Source organism: Actinomadura hibisca NBRC 15177 (assembly GCF_001552635.1).
In the GTDB taxonomy this organism is placed as follows: Bacteria; Actinomycetota; Actinomycetes; order Streptosporangiales; family Streptosporangiaceae; genus Spirillospora; species Spirillospora hibisca.
Map to the genome: position 1 here is coordinate 1 of NZ_BCRO01000101.1, position 16,431 is coordinate 16,431.

At 73.3% G+C, this 16,431-nt stretch carries 14 protein-coding genes; 9 read left to right on the forward strand and 5 right to left on the reverse strand.

Annotated elements, in window-relative coordinates:
- Nucleotides 1-602 precede the first annotated feature (602 nt).
- Together AH6_RS36075 and AH6_RS36080 are read right to left on the reverse strand one after the other, a co-directional pair.
- Nucleotides 603-989 carry a protealysin inhibitor emfourin gene (locus AH6_RS36075; protein WP_067489334.1) on the reverse strand — a complete coding sequence of 129 codons (387 nt, stop codon included), beginning with the start codon at nt 987-989 and terminating at the stop codon, nt 603-605.
- 85 nt (nt 990-1,074) lie between these two features.
- Nucleotides 1,075-2,514, reverse strand: a complete 1,440-nt coding sequence (locus tag AH6_RS36080; RefSeq protein WP_067489337.1) for a gluzincin family metallopeptidase — start codon at nt 2,512-2,514, stop codon at nt 1,075-1,077.
- Nucleotides 2,515-2,826: 312 nt separating this feature from the next.
- Here AH6_RS36080 and pcrA point away from each other — a divergent pair, with 312 nt between their 5' ends.
- Together pcrA and AH6_RS36090 are read left to right on the forward strand one after the other, a co-directional pair.
- A complete protein-coding gene (gene pcrA / locus AH6_RS36085; protein ID WP_169807962.1) occupies nt 2,827-5,085 on the forward strand; it encodes a DNA helicase PcrA in 2,259 nt (752 codons plus the stop codon).
- A gap of 61 nt (nt 5,086-5,146) precedes the next feature.
- The gene (locus tag AH6_RS36090; RefSeq protein WP_067489344.1) at nt 5,147-6,700 is read left to right on the forward strand and encodes an SMI1/KNR4 family protein; all 1,554 of its coding nucleotides are present in this window, start codon (nt 5,147-5,149) and stop codon (nt 6,698-6,700) included.
- On the opposite strand, the gene AH6_RS36095 is transcribed toward AH6_RS36090, so the two are convergent.
- On the reverse strand, nt 6,681-7,280 hold the full coding sequence (locus AH6_RS36095) for a TetR/AcrR family transcriptional regulator (protein ID WP_067489347.1): 600 nt from the start codon (nt 7,278-7,280) through the stop codon (nt 6,681-6,683). The two genes, AH6_RS36090 and AH6_RS36095, sit on opposite strands and share 20 nt — an antisense overlap.
- Nucleotides 7,281-7,330: 50 nt before the next feature.
- Here AH6_RS36095 and AH6_RS36100 point away from each other — a divergent pair, with 50 nt between their 5' ends.
- Nucleotides 7,331-7,888 (forward strand): GNAT family N-acetyltransferase, encoded by a 558-nt coding sequence (locus tag AH6_RS36100; protein WP_067489350.1) that lies wholly within the window; start codon nt 7,331-7,333, stop codon nt 7,886-7,888.
- Here AH6_RS36100 and AH6_RS36105 read toward each other — a convergent pair whose 3' ends face one another.
- The gene (locus AH6_RS36105; RefSeq protein ID WP_067489353.1) at nt 7,889-9,121 is read right to left on the reverse strand and encodes a Tm-1-like ATP-binding domain-containing protein; all 1,233 of its coding nucleotides are present in this window, start codon (nt 9,119-9,121) and stop codon (nt 7,889-7,891) included.
- 175 nt (nt 9,122-9,296) lie between these two features.
- Between AH6_RS36105 and AH6_RS36110 the strand changes: the two genes are divergently transcribed.
- Nucleotides 9,297-10,064, forward strand: a complete 768-nt coding sequence (locus AH6_RS36110) for a TSUP family transporter (protein WP_067489356.1) — start codon at nt 9,297-9,299, stop codon at nt 10,062-10,064.
- Nucleotides 10,065-10,116: 52 nt separating this feature from the next.
- Here AH6_RS36110 and AH6_RS36115 read toward each other — a convergent pair whose 3' ends face one another.
- The gene (locus AH6_RS36115; protein ID WP_067489359.1) at nt 10,117-11,634 is read right to left on the reverse strand and encodes a glycoside hydrolase family 15 protein; all 1,518 of its coding nucleotides are present in this window, start codon (nt 11,632-11,634) and stop codon (nt 10,117-10,119) included.
- Nucleotides 11,635-11,935: 301 nt separating this feature from the next.
- On the opposite strand from AH6_RS36115, the gene sucC reads away from it, so the two are divergent.
- The 5 genes from sucC (at nt 11,936) to AH6_RS36140 (ending at nt 16,392) form a co-directional block, all read left to right on the forward strand.
- Entirely contained in the window at nt 11,936-13,114 is a 1,179-nt protein-coding gene (gene sucC, locus AH6_RS36120) for an ADP-forming succinate--CoA ligase subunit beta (RefSeq protein ID WP_067489362.1), read from the forward strand.
- 2 nt (nt 13,115-13,116) lie between these two features.
- The gene (gene sucD / locus AH6_RS36125; RefSeq protein WP_067489365.1) at nt 13,117-14,004 is read left to right on the forward strand and encodes a succinate--CoA ligase subunit alpha; all 888 of its coding nucleotides are present in this window, start codon (nt 13,117-13,119) and stop codon (nt 14,002-14,004) included.
- A gap of 99 nt (nt 14,005-14,103) precedes the next feature.
- Nucleotides 14,104-14,388: a type II toxin-antitoxin system prevent-host-death family antitoxin gene (locus tag AH6_RS36130; RefSeq protein WP_067489368.1), complete on the forward strand. Its 285-nt coding sequence runs from the start codon at nt 14,104-14,106 to the stop codon at nt 14,386-14,388.
- Nucleotides 14,381-14,629: a hypothetical protein gene (locus AH6_RS36135; RefSeq protein WP_157431933.1), complete on the forward strand. Its 249-nt coding sequence runs from the start codon at nt 14,381-14,383 to the stop codon at nt 14,627-14,629. Before AH6_RS36130 ends, AH6_RS36135 begins: the two co-directional genes overlap by 8 nt.
- A gap of 89 nt (nt 14,630-14,718) precedes the next feature.
- Nucleotides 14,719-16,392: a cell division protein PerM gene (locus AH6_RS36140; RefSeq protein ID WP_373861862.1), complete on the forward strand. Its 1,674-nt coding sequence runs from the start codon at nt 14,719-14,721 to the stop codon at nt 16,390-16,392.
- Nucleotides 16,393-16,431: the final 39 nt, after the last annotated feature.

The following is a 16,431-nucleotide window of genomic DNA, read 5'->3' on the forward strand; positions in this document are numbered from 1 at the left end:
CCCCCCAGGAAACACAGCCGCTTTCGCCGCAGATCTGCACCGACTCAATCAGTGGGGGTCTACACCAGACCAACCAACCCCAATCCCGCGCGGGTTTCCTGCACGCGACCAGCAACCTCCACCACGCACGGGTTTGGTACAGAAGCCCACCAACCCCAACCTCACGCGGGTTTTCCGCAGCCGACCACCTACCTCAACCCCGTGCCCTCCACCCGACCAGCAACCCCAGCCTGCACGGGATTGATCCAGATACCCCAGCACCCCCAACCCGTGCGGGTTTCCCGCACCCGACCACCTACTCCAGCCCCGCGCCCTCCACCCGACCAGCGACCCCAACCCGCACGGGGTTGGTGCAGATACCCCAGCAGCCCCAGCCCGAGCGGGTTTCCCGCGCCCGATCACCTACCCCGGCCCCGCGCCCCGCACCCAACCCCCGCCCGCGCGGGGTCGATGCACATGCCCACCAGCTCCGCCCCACGCGGATTCACCACACCCGACCAACAACCCCACCCCGCCCCCGAACCATCACAGCGCCCCAGCCACCACAGACGAAGGCGCAGAGAGGGGCAGCGCCCCCTGCCGCAGCCCTACCTGCCCCAGCCCTACAAGCCCGATGGGCTCGGCGGCGCGTTCCTCCGCGCCGACTCCTCTCCCCCCGCCGCTCCCCCCGCCGCCTCGTCCTCCGGACGTTCCTCCGGTTCCACCGGGCCCTGCAGCAGCCTCGTCAGCGGCGCGTTCACGTCCGCGTCCGGTTCCCCGCACACCTCGAACACCTTCGGGTCCCCGTCCGGGTCGCCGATCGTCACCCGGTAGGACGGCAGGTCCGCGCCGATCTCGCCCGGTTCGCCGGACGCGTCCGCGTCGGCCAGGGTCCGCACCGCCTCCTCGATCCGTTCGGCCTGGTCCTTCGGCAGGTCGTCGGTGTCGTACTTGGCGACCATCATCTCCCGCCCGGCGAACCCGCCGGTGCTCTCGATCTTGACGCGCACGTCAACTCCGCCTTCCGCTCGGCCGGTCTCCCGGTCGTGTTTCCCGAAAGCGGGCGGCACGACCGGGAATCGGCGGAGTTTTCGGCTACTTGTTGAAGGCCCGGCGCAGTTCCTCCAGCTCGTCGTGCAGGATGTCGTCGTCGGTCAGCTCGCCGCGCCGGGCGAGCTTCTTGGCGTCCACCATCCGGTACTCGGGCATCTGCATCGTGCCGCAGCACCGCGAGCGGTCCTGCTCGGCCCGCAGGCTCGCCGAGCGCTCGTCGGCCGTCTCGACGTCGGTGACGTCCTTCTTGCCGTTGCCGGTGTAGTCGGCGTCCGACATCTTCATCCGCCCGCTCATCAGGTCGGTCAGCGGCGTCGCCGCCGTGGTGATCTCGCGGACCGCGAAGCGGTTGCGGATGAAGGTCCGGTACACCGCCGGGTCGCCCTGGCTCGCGGAGATCTGGAGCATCTTGTTGGCCACGTCGACGTACTTGGCGCCGGTCGCCGGGGACGCCACGATCGCGTCGAACAGCAGCTTGCACAACCGCTGCGCGACCTCGATCAGCACCAGCGCCGGGTCCTTGGTGCGGCGCTGGCGGCCCATCTCGAACTGGTAGACGTCGGCCAGCACGTCGTAGATCGCGCCGGTGAACACCTGCGAGATGGCGTGCACCTCGTTGCCGACCTGGCTGAGCTTCAGGTCGTTGTCGGCGTTGCGCAGGCCGAACTGGAGCCCGAGGCCGCGGCCGAACTCCTCGGCCAGCGCGGGCAGGAACGACCGGTCGTGCAGGTTGGCGCGGGTCAGCGCCACCAGCGCGTCGGCCTGGTCGGGCTGCGACAGCGCCATGAAGATCGCGGTCAGGTCGCCGAACGCCTCGTGCAGGCCGCCGGTCTGCGGCGGGTTGCCCACCGCCAGCCAGCCGGGCTTCAGGCCGTCCAGGACCGCGTGCCCGGCCTCGTGCGCGACGATGTCCAGCGACCGGCACGTGAAGATCTCCTGCGTCTGGCCCTGCGGCGTGAACGACAGGAACTTCAGCGCCTTGGCGGTGCGGCTGTAGAACGCGTTCGCGCCCGCCCCGGCGCGCGGGAACACGCTGATCCGGTCGGTGTTGCCGCCCACGTTCCAGGCGAACGGGATCGGGTTGCCGCCGTTGTGCCGCTCGTACATCGCGAGCGTCTGCCGCACCACCGCGAACACCATCGCGCAGTCGAACTGCGGCGTGTTGGCCGTGAACACGAAGTCGCCGTTGGCGTTGCGCGGCACCGGCGTGACGGTGGGCAGCACCGTCGTGACGCGCGCGTCGGTCGGCCCGTTCAGCACGGTCGTGGGCACGAACACCAGCCGCACGCCGAGCTGGGTGACCGTCGGGTCCTGCTTGTAGATCAGGAAGCGGTGCCCGGTCACCAGCGGGACCGGGACCGGCACCGGGGTGGGCGCGGGCGGGGCCTCCGCGCCCTCGATCCGGAGCATCGGCGGCAGCTCCCGCATCCGCGACTGCGGGACCTCCCGCTGTTCCTGGAGCTCTTCCTGGTGGATCGTCATCGACGCCACCTTCCCCTCACTGAGCGTCGGCCTCTGCTGGCCCAACGCGGTCGCGGGCGGGCGTGCCAGGGCGCGCATCCGGATGATCGTCCAGTTCAGAGTGGCCGGGGGCCGTGGTACGCGCCGCCCCGCGGGGCCTACGCTCCGCCCGGCGCGGGGCCCCGTCAAGGCGTTCGTGCGGCCTTTGGCCTCTTCCGGACTGGTGACCATGGAATGTCCGGCGCGGCGCGGGTTCCCTCGCGCCGGGGTGAGCACGGCGTCGCCGACCGTACCGGCCGAATCCGTCGTCCCCGGGCCGTACACTCGCACGTGATGTCGAAGACCGAAGCTCACCCTTTGCTGGACGGCCTCAACCCGCAGCAGCGGGCCGCCGTCGTGCACGCCGGTTCGCCCCTGCTGATCGTCGCCGGCGCCGGCTCGGGCAAGACCCGCGTGCTCACCCACCGCATCGCGCACCTGCTGGGCGAGCGCGACGTGCACCCCGGCCAGATCCTGGCCATCACCTTCACCAACAAGGCCGCGGCCGAGATGAAGGAGCGGGTGGACGCCCTGGTGGGCCCGCGCTCGCGCGCCATGTGGGTGATGACCTTCCACTCGGCGTGCGTGCGCATCCTGCGCCGCGAGGCCAAGCGGCTGGGCTTCCCCACCAGCTTCTCGATCTACGACCAGGCCGACGCGCAGCGGCTGATGGCGCTGGTCTGCCGCGAGCTGGACCTGGATCCCAAGCGCTACCCGCCCAGGTCGTTCAGCGCCCAGGTGTCCAACCTGAAGAACGAGCTGATCGACTACGAGACGTTCAAGTCGCGCGCCTCCACCCACATGGAGCAGACGGTCGCCCAGGCGTACGAGATGTACCAGGCGCGGCTCCAGCAGGCCGGCGCGATGGACTTCGACGACCTGATCATGATGACGGTCAACCTCCTCCAGATCTTCCCCGAGGCCGCCGAGCACTACCGGCGCCGCTTCCGGCACGTGCTGGTGGACGAGTACCAGGACACCAACCACGCCCAGTACCAGCTGGTCCGCGAGCTGACCGCCCCGGTGGAGGGGCTCGGCCCGGCCGAGCTGTGCGTGGTCGGCGACGCCGACCAGTCGATCTACGCCTTCCGGGGCGCGACGATCCGCAACATCCTGGAGTTCGAGCGCGACTACGGCGACGCCACCACGATCATGCTGGAGCAGAACTACCGCTCCACCCAGACGATCCTGGAGGCGGCCAACGCGGTCATCGAGCGCAACGCCGACCGCAAGCCCAAGAAGCTCTGGTCCGACCAGGGCGCCGGCCACAAGATCGTCGCCTATGTCGCCGAGAACGAGCACTACGAGGCCGCCTTCGTCGCCGACCAGGTGGACAAGCTCACCGACGCGGGCGACGCCCGCCCCGGCGACGTCGCGATCTTCTACCGCACCAACGCCCAGTCGCGCGTCTTCGAAGAGGTCTTCATCCGCGTCGGCCTGCCCTACAAGGTCGTCGGCGGCGTGCGCTTCTACGAGCGCAAGGAGATCCGCGACCTGCTGGCCTACCTGCGCGTGCTCGGCAACCCCGAGGACACCGTCTCGCTGCGCCGCATCCTGAACGTCCCCAAGCGCGGCATCGGCGACCGCGCCGAGGCCGTGGTGGAGGCGTACGCCGCGCGCGAGCGGATCACGTTCTGGCAGGCGCTGCGCCGCCCCGAGGACGTGCCGGGCATGGCGACCCGCTCGATCAAGGCGGTGCGCGAGTTCGTGGCGCTGCTGGACGAGCTGGGCGAGGCCGCCCAGACCCTCGCCCCGGCCGACCTCGTGCAGCAGATCCTGGTCAAGAGCGGCTACATGGCCGAGCTCCAGGCGTCCAAGGATCCGCAGGACGAGACCCGCATCGAGAACCTCCAGGAGTTCGAGGCGGTCGCCCGCGAGTTCGAGGAGCGCCTCGACGGCGAGTCCGCCGAGGGTCGCCTGGTCGACTTCCTGGAGCAGGTCGCGCTGGTCGCCGACGCCGACTCGATCCCCGGCGGCGCCAAGAGCGGCGGCGCGGTGCCGCCCGGCGAGCAGCCCGAGGCCGACGACCAGGGCGTGGTCACGCTGATGACCCTGCACACCGCCAAGGGCCTGGAGTTCCCGGTGGTGTTCCTCACCGGCATGGAGGACGGGGTCTTCCCGCACCTGCGCGCCATGAGCAACCCCAAGGAGCTGGAGGAGGAGCGCCGCCTCGCCTACGTGGGCATCACGCGGGCCCGCCAGCGCCTGTACCTGAGCCGCGCCGAGATGCGCTCGTCGTGGGGCGCGCCGCAGGTCAACCCGCCGTCGCGGTTCCTGGGCGAGATCCCGAAGCCCCTGCTGGAGTGGGAGAGCGAGGGTTCCAAGACGTCGGCGCTGGCCAGGCCCACGGCCCGGTCGAACGGCCGCCCGTCGGGCAACCGCCCCATCCCGAACCTGTCGCCCGGCGACAAGGTCACCCACGACTCGTTCGGGCTGGGCACCGTCGTGACGGTGGACGCCAAGGACAACCGGACCACCATCAGCGTCGACTTCGGCGGCGACTACGGGGTCAAGACGCTGGTGCTGCCCTACGCGTCGGTCGAGAAGTTGTAGCGGAACGTCCCGGTCCGTCCCCCGCTCCTGTCATGATCGTCGCCGACGACGGGAGCGGGTCATGACGCACGGGCAGGCGCGGCGGGTCGCCGAGCAGATCGTCGCGGGCGCGCCCGCCGGATGGACCGGCGCGGTGCTGGACAGCACGGCGGGCCAGGGCGGGGTGTCGGTCGCCGGGTCCTACGCGGTGCCGGGCGCGACGGCGTGGGCCCACGCGGTGCCGAGCCTGTTCGGCGAGCTGACGGCCGTGGCGCAGGCCGTGCGGGCCGAGCGGGGCTGGGAGCGCACCAGCCTGGAGTTCGCGGTCCGGCCGTCCGGGGAGTTCACGATGGTCGCGTTCCACGACGCGGTCACCAGCCTGCGAGGCCGTGACGGCGGTTTCGAGGCCGTCCTCGACCCCGACGCCCGGCTCCCGGAGCCCGGCGACGACCAGCCGGGCTCGACCGCCGCCCCGGCAGGCGACGCCGACCTCGCGGCCGCCCGCTTCCGCGCGTACCTGGAGCGCCGCGCCGCGATCCTGGGACGCCGCGAACCGCTGCCGCCGCCCGCGCCGTCGATCGCCGAGGCCGAGCGCCGCATCGGCCTGCCCCTGCCCGCCGACCTGCGCGCCCTCTACGAGATCGCCGACGGCGACGCCATCGACTACTCGCCCGGCTACCTGCTGGCGGGCAACACCTGGCTCTCGGCGGAGACCGCCGCCGCGATCCACGAGGACCAGCGCCAGCCGGTCTGGCACGGATGGGAGCTGGGCTGGGACTGGGTCGTCTTCGACGCCGACCCGCCCGAGACCGTGCGGCGGTGCGGCGGCCACCCCGGCTGGATCCCCTTCGGCAGCGGCGAGGACGGCAACTACCTGGCGGTGGACCTCGCGCCCGCGCGCAACGGGCGTCCCGGGCAGGTCATCCGCGTCGGTCGAGACTACGACCAGGGACCGGAGTACGTCGCCGAGTCGGTGACCGCGCTGCTCGGCCTGTACCTGGAGCAACTGGACAAGGGCGACCACGAGATCCACGACGGCCACCTGTACCTCCAGGAACCCGTGTCCCGCTTCGGCCCCGAGCGCGTCGTCGGCGAGATCCCCGACCAGATCCCGCCCCGCCTCCAGGCCCTCCACGTCAACGACGCCGCGAGCCCGGTGGACCTCGCCCCGCTCCGCGCCGCGCCCGACCTCCGCCTCCTGCACCTCAACCGCTGCGCGACCGCCGACCTCGGCCCCGTCCGCGACCTGCCCGTCAACTCGCTGCGCGCCACCCTGACCGGCGACGCCGACCTGGCCCCGCTGCGCGGCCACCGCGACCTGACGGCCCTCGACCTGGCCTCGGCCGCCCCGGTCTCCATCGCCCCGCTGCGCGACGTCCCGAACCTGTACGGCCTGGACCTGTCCGGAGCCGACGTCGCCGACCCGCATGTGCTCGCCGACCTGCCCGGCCTGCGCTACCTGGCCCTCACGGCGGCCCAGTGGACCGCCGTGCTGGACGCGGGCCAGGCCCCGCCCGCGCTCGCCGCCGCCTGCCTGGCGGGCGAGGAGACCACCTTGGAGCAGGCCCTCGCCTGGGCCGCCCGCCTGGGACTGGACACCGGGGACGCGATCCGGATCACCGGGACGGTCGGCTGACGAGACCGGTCAGGAAGGCGTCCAGCAGGGCCGTCTGCCGCTCCGGCGGGAAGCGCTCAGGGTCGAACAGGGCCTGCACCACCAGGCCGTGCGTGAACGCCGCCGCCGTGGCCGTGACATCGTCGGCGTCCGCGTCGGCGGGGAGTTCGCCCAGCTCAAGGGCCTTCTCCACGTGCGGGCGCAACATCCCCCGCCAGCGCTCGTAACGGCCGGACTCGCGCGCCGCCAGGTCGGGGTCGGCCAGCGCGCCGTCCCAGGAGCTCACCCACACGCGGTTCATCGCGACCCCGGCCGGTGTGAGCGGCAGCACGTCCAGCAGCGCGGTGCGCAGGGCGGGCAGGCCGGGCGCGGGCGCGACGCGGCGCTCGCGGTTCATGGTGCGCTCCTCGGCGATGTCGAGGGCGTGCATGACCAGGGCCTTCTTGCTGGGGAAGTAGTGGGTGAGCAGCCCGGTGGAGGCGCCCATCTCGGCGGCGACGGCGCGCAGCGTCAGGCCGTCGAAGCCGCGCGCGGCCAGCACGCGCCAGACGGCCGCCGAGACGTCGCGGCGGCGGGCGTCGTGATCTCCACGGGCGGGCATGCGGCTAGGGTACGTACCAAACGTTCGTTATGCACCCTTGGAGGTCCCCCGTGTTCTCCCTCCCGTTGGCCGACGACGCCGAGCTGCGTCCCCTGGAGCCCTGGAACGCCGCCGAGTTCCTCGCGCACGCCGACCGGATGCGCGCGGAGCTGCTGCCGCTGATCCCGTGGGCGCGGACCGTCGTGAACGAGGAGGCCGCGCGGGCGTTCCTCCAGAACTACGCCGACCGGCAGGCCGCCGACGCCGGGCGCATCTACGGCGTGTGGGTGGGCGGCGTGCTCTCCGGGGGCGTGCTGTTCCGCATCTTCGACACCGCCGCCGGCGTGTGCGAAGTCGGCGTGTGGCTGGACCCGGCCGCGCGCGGGCGCGGGCTGGTCACCCGCGCGGTCGGGCACATGATCGACTGGGCGGTGCACGAGCGCGGCATCGTCCGGGTGGAGTGGTGCTGCGCAGCGGACAACGCCGCCAGCATCGCCACCGCCAAGCGCATCGGGTTCACCTACGAGGGCACGATGCGCTCGGTGTTCCCGGTCGGCGGGCGGCGGCAGGACATGCAGACGTGGTCGATCCTGGCCGACGAGTGGCGGCCCGCGCCCGCGCGGGCCTGATCAGCAGGCGGCGCGGGCGGGGCCGCCGGCCAGGGCGTGCAGGCGGTCGGCCATCGCGCGGCCGAACGCCGGGTCGTTCACGTCGGCGTCCAGCTCGTGCAGCTCCACCGCCGAGCCCGCCAGCCCCGCCCGCACGGCCTCGAACAGCGCCGCGTCGGCCTCCGGGTCGTGGTAGACCCCGCCCGCCACACTCAGCGTCGACAGCCCCCGCAGCGGCACGAACAGCGCCGTCGGGCCGGTCGCGGCGCGCAGCTTGGCCGCGACCTCCCGGCCCATCGCGGCGCACTCGGCGGGGGAGGTCCGCACCACCGTCACCGACGGGTTGTGCACGTGGACGTGCCGGTGCCGCAGCCGCTCGGGCACCGCCGGGCCGAACTTGGCCATGTCCAGCGCGCCCAGGCTCACCACCTGCGGCACCCCCGCGCGGCCCGCCGCCTCCAGGCGCTCGGGCCCGGCCCCGCCGACGCCGCCGAGCCGCCCGGTGGACACCTCCAGCAGCGTGGCGTCCAGCACGGCGGCCAGCAGGCCCCCGGCGGCCATCGCCTCCAGCGAGCGGCCGCCCGCGCCGCTGGCGTGGAACACCAGCACCTCGTAGCCGAGCCCGGCCAGGCGCTCGCGGGCCGCGTCCACGCCCCGGGTGGTGACGCCCGCCATCGTCGCGCCGACCACCGGCCGGTCGCCCGCCGGGGCCGGGCGGCCCGCCGCGTACCCGACGGCCATCCCGGCGATCGCGTCGGCGGCGTTGGCCAGCACGCGCAGCGAGACGCGGTTGAGCCCGGCGATGTCGACCACGCTGTACATCAGCGTCAGGTCCTTGCCGCCGACGTAGGGGGCGACGTCGCCGCAGGCCATGCTGGACACCATCAGCTTGGGCACCCCCACCGGCAGCGCCCGCATCGCGCTGGTGGAGATCGCCGAGTTGCCGCTGCCGCCGACCGACAACACCCCGTCCAGCCGCCCGGCCGCGTGCAGCCGGGCGAGGACGGCCGCCGCGCCGTGCGCCATCGCGGTGACGGCCACGCCCCGGTCGCCGTGCGCGCGCAGCGTCGCGAGGTCGGTCCCGGCGGCGCGGGCGACCTCCTCGCGGGGGATGTCGGGGGCGACGCGCGGCGCGTCCAGCGTCCCGGTGTCGACCAGCAGCACCGACACGCCCCGCGCGCGGAGCCGGTCGCGGAGCCAGCCGTACTCCGGACCCTTGGTGTCCAGCGTTCCCATGAGCACCACTTGAGGCATGTTCATCACTGTTTGTGAGCGAGTGGTCGCCGGGCAACCGGCGGAAAAGTAGCAATCGCCTGGCCTGGCGGACTTTCGGGCTGTCGGGGACGCACAGTCGGCGGCGGGCCGGAACGTCCCGGGGTAAGGTAATCCACGATTTCCTTTTAATCCTTACACCCCCCGGGAGCCCCCCTTGGCGGCCGAACACGTCGTGCTGTTGTTGGCGGCCGCCCTCGCGGCCGGCTGGGTGGACGCGGTGGTGGGCGGCGGCGGCCTCATCCAGCTCCCCGCGCTCATGCTCGTCCACCCCGGCCAGGCGGTGGCGGCGCTGGCCACCAACAAGCTGGGCTCGATCGCGGGCACCTCGTCGGCCGCCGTCGCCTACCTGCGCAAGGCCAAGCCGGACCTGCGCGTCGCGCTGCCCGCCGGGGCGCTGGCGGTGTGCTTCGCGGCCGTCGGCGCGCTGTGCGCCGCCGCGATCTCGTCGGCGGTGCTGAAGCCGCTGGTCATGGTGGTGCTGCTGACCGTCGCGGGGATCGTGGTGTTCAAGCCCGACCTCGGCCGCACGCCCAAGCTGGTGCTGCGCACGCGCCGCCGCCTCGCCGCCGCGATCCTGGTGCCGGGCCTGGTGATCGCCTTCTACGACGGGCTGGTCGGGCCGGGCACCGGGACGTTCCTGGTCATCGCGTTCACCACCCTGCTGGGCAGCGACTTCGTCAACGCCTCCGCCAACGCCAAGATCATCAACACCGGCACCAACCTGGGCGCGCTGGCGGTGTTCGCCTCCCAGGGGCACGTGCTCTGGGCGATCGGGCTGGCGATGGCGGCCTGCAACATCGTCGGCGCGCAGATCGGCGCGCGCATGGCGATCAGCAGGGGCGCGGGCTTCGTGCGGGTGGTGCTGCTGTGCGTGGTGAGCGCGATGGTGGCCAAGCTGGGCTACGAGCAGTTCCTCGCCTGACGACGGCCCGGCCCACGCCCGCCTACGCCGACGTCCCGCCCCTGCGCCCCGCCTACGCCTGCGGGACGGGCAGCGGCTTCTCCAGCGCCGCCAGCCCGAGCACCACCAGCGACGCCGTCCAGCCCAGCGGCGCGACCGCCGCCGGCTCGCCGTTCTCGTCCACCTTCTCCGGCAGCACGCCCAGCGACGTGCGGTGGTCGCACAACCAGTCCAGCCGCGTCCGCGCCTCGTCCTGGCGTCCGGAGGCCGCCGCCGCCAGCGCGAACAGCGCCATCTCCGGCGTCCAGGCCACCTTCTTGTTGCCCGACCAGCGCTCGCCCGGCAGCACCCCGCCGTTGGGCAGCGCCTGCCGCTCCGCCGCCCGCGCGATCGCCGCGCTGACGCCGGGGTCGGCGGGCGCGAACGGCGGCGCGAGGAAGGTCACCGAGGTGTCCATCCGGCCCCCCGCGACCGGCGAGCGCGGGTAGCCGTGCGGGGTGAAGCGGGTCGCCACCGCGTCCGACAGCCGGTGCGCGGCCGTCCGCCAGCGCGCCGCCTGGGCCTGGTGGCCGGTGTCGCGCGCGAACGCCGCCGCCGACCGCAGCCCCGCCAGCACCGGCCCCACCACGCCCAGCGTCGGCAGATGCGGGGCCTGCTCGCTGCGCGGGCTGCGCTCCCAGTAGTCGGAGGAGGCGGGCGGCAGGCCCGAGGGGCCGAGCGAACCGGCCAGCCGGTCGGCGGCGCGGCGCACCATCGGCCACAGCTCGTCCATCGCGTCGGCGTCGGCGGCGGCCTGCTCGCGGAACAACCAGCTCGCCCACAACACCCAGCCCAGCGAGTCGAGCTGCGGGGCGCGGCCGTCGACGACGGCGGTGCCGTCGGGGTTGTAGCGGGCGGCCCACATGCCGTTCTCATGCTGGGCCCGCGCCAGGAACCGGAGCACCCGCCGCGCCTCGGGCCGGTGCCCGGTCACGGTGAACGCCGCCGCCGTGAACGCCGAGTCGCGCGGCCAGGAGTACTTCCACGCCCCGTACCAGGACGCCAGCGACGCGCCGTTCGGCCGGGTCAGCAGCCGCAGGTCCAGCAGCGCCCGCGCGGCCATGTCGCGGTAGGGACGGCGCTCGGGCAGCCCGCTCACCGGGCCCGGCTCCGGCGTGGTCACCGCCGGGTCCAGCGGGCGCGACGCCTGCGCGTGCGGGCGCGGCGGCGGATCCACCGGAAACGGGGCCAGCGCGCCGGGCACCGTGCCCCGCGCCAGCCACGCCGCGTCGGCCCGCACCGCCTGGCTCACCCGCGGGTCGGTGCCCGGCACCGTGATCGGGGCGTCGCCGCCGAACGGAATCAGCCGGATGCGGCCGTCGGCCAGCCGGATCACCGAGCTGTCGGGCAGGTAGGAGGCGCCCCGCGCGTCCACCGGGGGCAGCGGCGTCCCGGCGAACGGCCACCCGCCGCCGCCGACCAGCCCGGGGCTCGCCCAGGCGGGCCCGCCCCGCTCCGGCATCGTCGCGCCGCAGGTCGCCACCAGCGCGGCCACCAGCAACAACGCCGCGACCCGCCGGACCCTGCGAACGACACCCCCCGAACCGCCCACGCGACCCCTCTTTCCCCGCTCACCCCACCTTCACCCTGAGGTACCGGTCAAGTACATCAAACGTCACCAAACAGAACATCCTTCCGGGGGCCGGTGCGGCCTCCTGCGCGGGGGTGACCGGCCCGCCCGCCGACCTCGGCCGATGGTCGGAGCGGGAGCCGGGCGGCCCCGGCGGCATGACCATGGACCTGGGAGGACTAGGCTGCGTCGACGGAGCGGACCGCAGAGTGGCGGCCGCACGGGCACCCGTGTACCCACCACTCCCGTGGTCATTGGCTGTCGATCCGTTAAGGACGCCCTCGTGGACCTGTTCGAACATCAGGCGAAGGAGCTCTTCGCCGAGTACGGGGTACCGGTGCCCACCGGCAAGGTCGCCCATACTCCCCAGGAAGCCCGTGCCATCGCGGAGGAGCTGTTCTCCGCGGGCAGCAAGAAGGTCGTCGTCAAGGCCCAGGTGAAGACCGGCGGCCGCGGCAAGGCCGGCGGCGTGAAGCTCGCCGACGACGCCGCCGAGGCCGAGACCCTCGCCGGGCAGATCCTCGGCATGGACATCAAGGGCCACACGGTCCACAAGGTCCTGATCGAGGAGGGCTCGGCGATCGCGCAGGAGTACTACTTCTCCTTCCTGCTCGACCGCGCGAACCGCACCTTCCTCTCCATCTGCTCCGTCGAGGGCGGCGTGGAGATCGAGGAGGTGCCGCACGACCGGCTCGCCCTGGTGCCGGTCTCCCCGCTGAACGGCATCGACCGGGCCACCGCCCGCTCGATCGCCGAGCAGGGCCGCCTGCCGCAGGAGGCGCTGGACGGCGCCGCCGAGCTGATCGAGCGGCTGTGGGCGGTGTTCATCGACGAGGACGCCACCCTGGTCGAGGTGAACCCGCTGATCCTCACCGCCGACGGCGAGGTCAAGGCGCTGGACGGCAAGGTGTCGCTGGACGACAACGCCTCCTTCCGCCAGGAGCACGACAAGCTGGAGGACAAGGCGTCGGCCGACCCGCTGGAGGCGGCGGCCAAGGCCAAGGACCTCAACTACGTGAAGCTCGACGGCAGCGTCGGCATCATCGGCAACGGCGCGGGCCTGGTCATGTCCACCCTGGACGTGGTCTCCTACGCCGGCGAGGAGTTCGACGGCCAGAAGCCGGCCAACTTCCTCGACATCGGCGGCGGCGCGTCCGCCGAGGTGATGGCCAACAGCCTGGAGATCGTGCTGTCGGACGGCGACGTCAAGTCGGTGTTCGTCAACGTCTTCGGCGGCATCACCGCCTGCGACGCGGTCGCCAACGGCATCGTCGCCGCCTACAAGCTGCTGGGCGAGCGCGGCGAGACCGTGAACCGCCCGCTGGTGGTGCGCCTGGACGGCAACAACGCCGAGCTGGGCCGCCAGATCCTGACCGACGCCGCCCTCCCGGGTGTGGAGCAGGTCGACACCATGGACGACGCGGCCAAGCGCGCCGCCGAACTCGCCGCGGCAGGTGCATGAGCATGGCTATCTGGCTCACCGAGAACAGCAAGATCATCGTCCAGGGCATGACCGGCTCGGAGGGCATGAAGCACTCCCGCCGCATGCTCGCCTCCGGCGCGCAGGTCGTCGGCGGCGTGAACGCCCGCAAGGCCGGCACCGAGGTCGACTTCGACGGCACCACCCTCCCGGTGTTCGGCACCGTCAAGGAGGCCATGGAGAAGACCGGCGCGGACGTGTCGGTGGTCTTCGTCCCGCCGAAGTTCACCAAGGACGCCGTGGTCGAGGCCGTCGACGCCGAGATCCCGCTGTGCGTGGTCATCACCGAGGGCATCCCGGTGCACGACACCGCCTACTTCTGGGCCTACGCGGTCGACAAGGGCGGCAAGACCCGGATCATCGGCCCGAACTGCCCCGGCATCGCCTCCCCGGGCAAGTCGAACGCCGGCATCATCCCGGCCGACATCACGACCCCCGGCCGCATCGGCCTGGTCTCCAAGTCGGGCACGCTGACGTACCAGATGATGTACGAGCTGCGCGACATCGGCTTCTCCACCTGCGTGGGCATCGGCGGTGACCCGATCATCGGCACCACCCACATCGACGCCCTCAAGGCGTTCCAGGAGGACCCCGAGACCGACGCCATCGTCATGATCGGCGAGATCGGCGGCGACGCCGAGGAGCGCGCGGCGGCCTACATCGCCGACAACGTGACCAAGCCGGTCGTCGGCTACGTCGCGGGCTTCACCGCCCCCGAGGGCAAGACGATGGGCCACGCCGGCGCGATCGTGTCCGGCTCGGCCGGCACGGCGCAGGCGAAGAAGGAGGCCCTGGAGAAGGTCGGCGTGCGCGTGGGCAAGACCCCGAGCGAGACCGCCGTCCTGATGCGGGAGATCATGAAGAACCTCTGATCCCCCTGCAGCACCCCGAAAGACGCCCGAGCCGCCTCGACGGCCCGGGCGTCTTTCGCGTTCCATGACAACACAGTGTCAACTGTGTACACTTTTCCCATGGAGAACGTCCCGCTCAAGGATGCCCGCCAGCGGCTGGGCAAGCTGCACTCCGACGCCGTCCACGGCCGGCACATCAAGATCACTCGACATGGCACCGACGCCGCCGTCCTGCTCCCCGAGGCCGACTACGAGGAGTACCAGGCGCTCAAGCGGGAGAAGATCATCCAGCAGCTCCAGGCCGACGTCGAGTACGTCACGCCCTACGTGGAGCGCGGTGAGCTGCCGCCCGGTTACGAGGCCCTGACCCGCGAGCAGATGGCGCGGGGCGAGCGGCTTGCCTGATCAGCTCATCTTCCCCTACCGCGTGCGCATGCAAGTGGCGGGGTTCCCGCCGAACGTCCGGGATGCGGCCAACGCGCTGATCATGTCGCTGCTGAACGATCCCGTCCCGCCGGAGGCCAAACCGTACGTCGATTCGCCCGATCACGGCTCCTACGCGATCTCCGACGACCACGCGACCGTCTACTACTCGCTGGTCGGTGCGGGCACCATCGTGATCAGTTTGGTCCACCCCAACACCTGAGGGGGCAGGCCGGGGCGGGGTGAGGTCGGGGCATGACAAAGGCGACACGCCGGGCGGGCGGGGGGCTGGGGGGCGGCTGGGGTGCCAGCATGGACGCCGTGAGCGACGTGACCCCTGGACAACGAGCGACCGCGGACCGGGCGGGGGCGTCCAAGGGCGTCCCGGGCAGGGGGAAGGCCGACGCGCCACCCGCCGGGCCGCCCCGGCCGCTGCTGGTCACCGGGCTGGTCGGCGCGCTCTGGTGCATCGGCATCGGGCTCGCCGTGCTCACCACCGTCACGCTGATCGGGTGGATCGCCGCGCCCCGCACCGCGCTCGGGCAGGGGCTGCCCGGCGTCTTCCGCACGGTGGTCAACTTCTGGCTGGTCTCCCACCACGCCGGGTTCGCCGGGCCCAACGGGCGGGTCGGGCTGCTGCCGCTCGGGCTCCTCGTGCTGCCCGCCGCGCTGCTATACCGGGGCGGCGGCTGGGTGATCCGCGCCGCCGGGGCGCAGGGGCGGGTGCGGGCCGAGGTGCCGCGCGTCGCGGTCGCGCTGGCCGTCCCGTACGCGCTGCTCGCGGCGGCCCTCGCCGTGGCCGCCGCCGCGCCCTCGGTTCGGCCGTCGGCCTGGCAGGCGCTGCTGGCCTGCTTCGTCGTCGCCATGGGCGCGGGCGGGCTGGGCGCGGCGCGGGCGCTGGTGGCCGCGCGCGGGAAGCGCATCCGGACGGGCCTGGGCGCGCTCCTCAAGCTGCTGCCCGAGCGGCCCCGCTCGCTGGTGATCGGCGTCGCCGGTGCCACCGCCGTGCTGCTGGCCTCCGGCGCGCTGCTGGTCGGCGGCTCGCTCGCCCTGCACCTGAAGGAGGCCGACCGCCTCTACGACATGCTCGCGCCCGGCGTCGTCGGCGGCATCCTGCTGCTCGTCGTCCAGCTCGCCTACCTGCCGAACGCCGTGATCTGGGGCACCGCCTACGCGGTCGGCCCCGGCTTCTCGGTCGGGGCGGGCACCTCCGTGTCGCCCACCGGCGTGATCCTGGACGCGGTGCCGACCTTCCCTGCGCTGGCGGCCCTGCCCGAGCCGGGGCCCGCGCCCGTCCTGTCGCTGCTGGCGCTGGCCGCGCCGTTCGTGGCGGGCGCGGTGGGCGGCGCGCTGACCGTCCGCGCCATGCCGAGCCCGGTCTACGAGGCCGCGCCGCTGTGGGGGTTCCTGTCCGGGGCGCTCACCGGGGTCGTGGTGGCGGTCCTGGCGGCCCTGTCGGGCGGCCCGCTCGGCGGCGGGCGGATGGCGACCATGGGGCCGTCCGCGTGGCAGGTGGGGCTCATGGCGGCCCTGGAGGTGGGCATCGCGGCGGCCATCGCGGCCTGGGTCGCCAACTGGTCGATCCTGCGGCGGCCCGCGGCCAAGCCGGAGAAGGCCAAGCCGAAGCCGAAGGCCGCCGTCCCGCTCGCCGCGCCCGTGCCCGCCGCACCGGCCCCGGCTCCGGCCCCGCGCAAGCCCGCCAAGCCCTCGCCGCACGTGTCCGACCCGGTCGAGTTCGAGGAGTCCGAGCCGCTACTGGCGCGACGCAAACCCGCGCGGGCGGGCAGGCGCGCCGACGTCCCGGCCGCTCCGCCCGCCGAACTGGAACTGGAGCTGGAACCCGAGCCCGTCATCGAGCCCGACCCCATCGTCGAGGAGAAGCCGGAGGCCCCGCCGAGGCCCGCCCCGCCGCGCGACGACGCCGGCCGCACCGAGAACCGCGGCGGCGCCATCTACGTCCTGCGGGACGAGCCCCACCAGGACTAGGCAGTGTTTCAAAGCCCCGGCCCAGGGGGCTCGCCTGGC

Coding starts and splice junctions, on each gene's coding strand:
- AH6_RS36090 (WP_067489344.1), top strand. CDS start 5,147: ATGACGCACGGGCAGGCGCGGCGGGTCGCCGAGCAGATCGTCGCGGGC.
- pcrA (WP_169807962.1), top strand. CDS start 2,827: ATGTCGAAGACCGAAGCTCACCCTTTGCTGGACGGCCTCAACCCGCAG.
- AH6_RS36105 (WP_067489353.1), bottom strand. CDS start 9,121: ATGCCTCAAGTGGTGCTCATGGGAACGCTGGACACCAAGGGTCCGGAG.
- AH6_RS36095 (WP_067489347.1), bottom strand. CDS start 7,280: ATGCCCGCCCGTGGAGATCACGACGCCCGCCGCCGCGACGTCTCGGCG.
- AH6_RS36080 (WP_067489337.1), bottom strand. CDS start 2,514: ATGACGATCCACCAGGAAGAGCTCCAGGAACAGCGGGAGGTCCCGCAG.
- AH6_RS36130 (WP_067489368.1), top strand. CDS start 14,104: ATGGAGAACGTCCCGCTCAAGGATGCCCGCCAGCGGCTGGGCAAGCTG.
- sucD (WP_067489365.1), top strand. CDS start 13,117: ATGGCTATCTGGCTCACCGAGAACAGCAAGATCATCGTCCAGGGCATG.
- AH6_RS36140 (WP_373861862.1), top strand. CDS start 14,719: ATGGACGCCGTGAGCGACGTGACCCCTGGACAACGAGCGACCGCGGAC.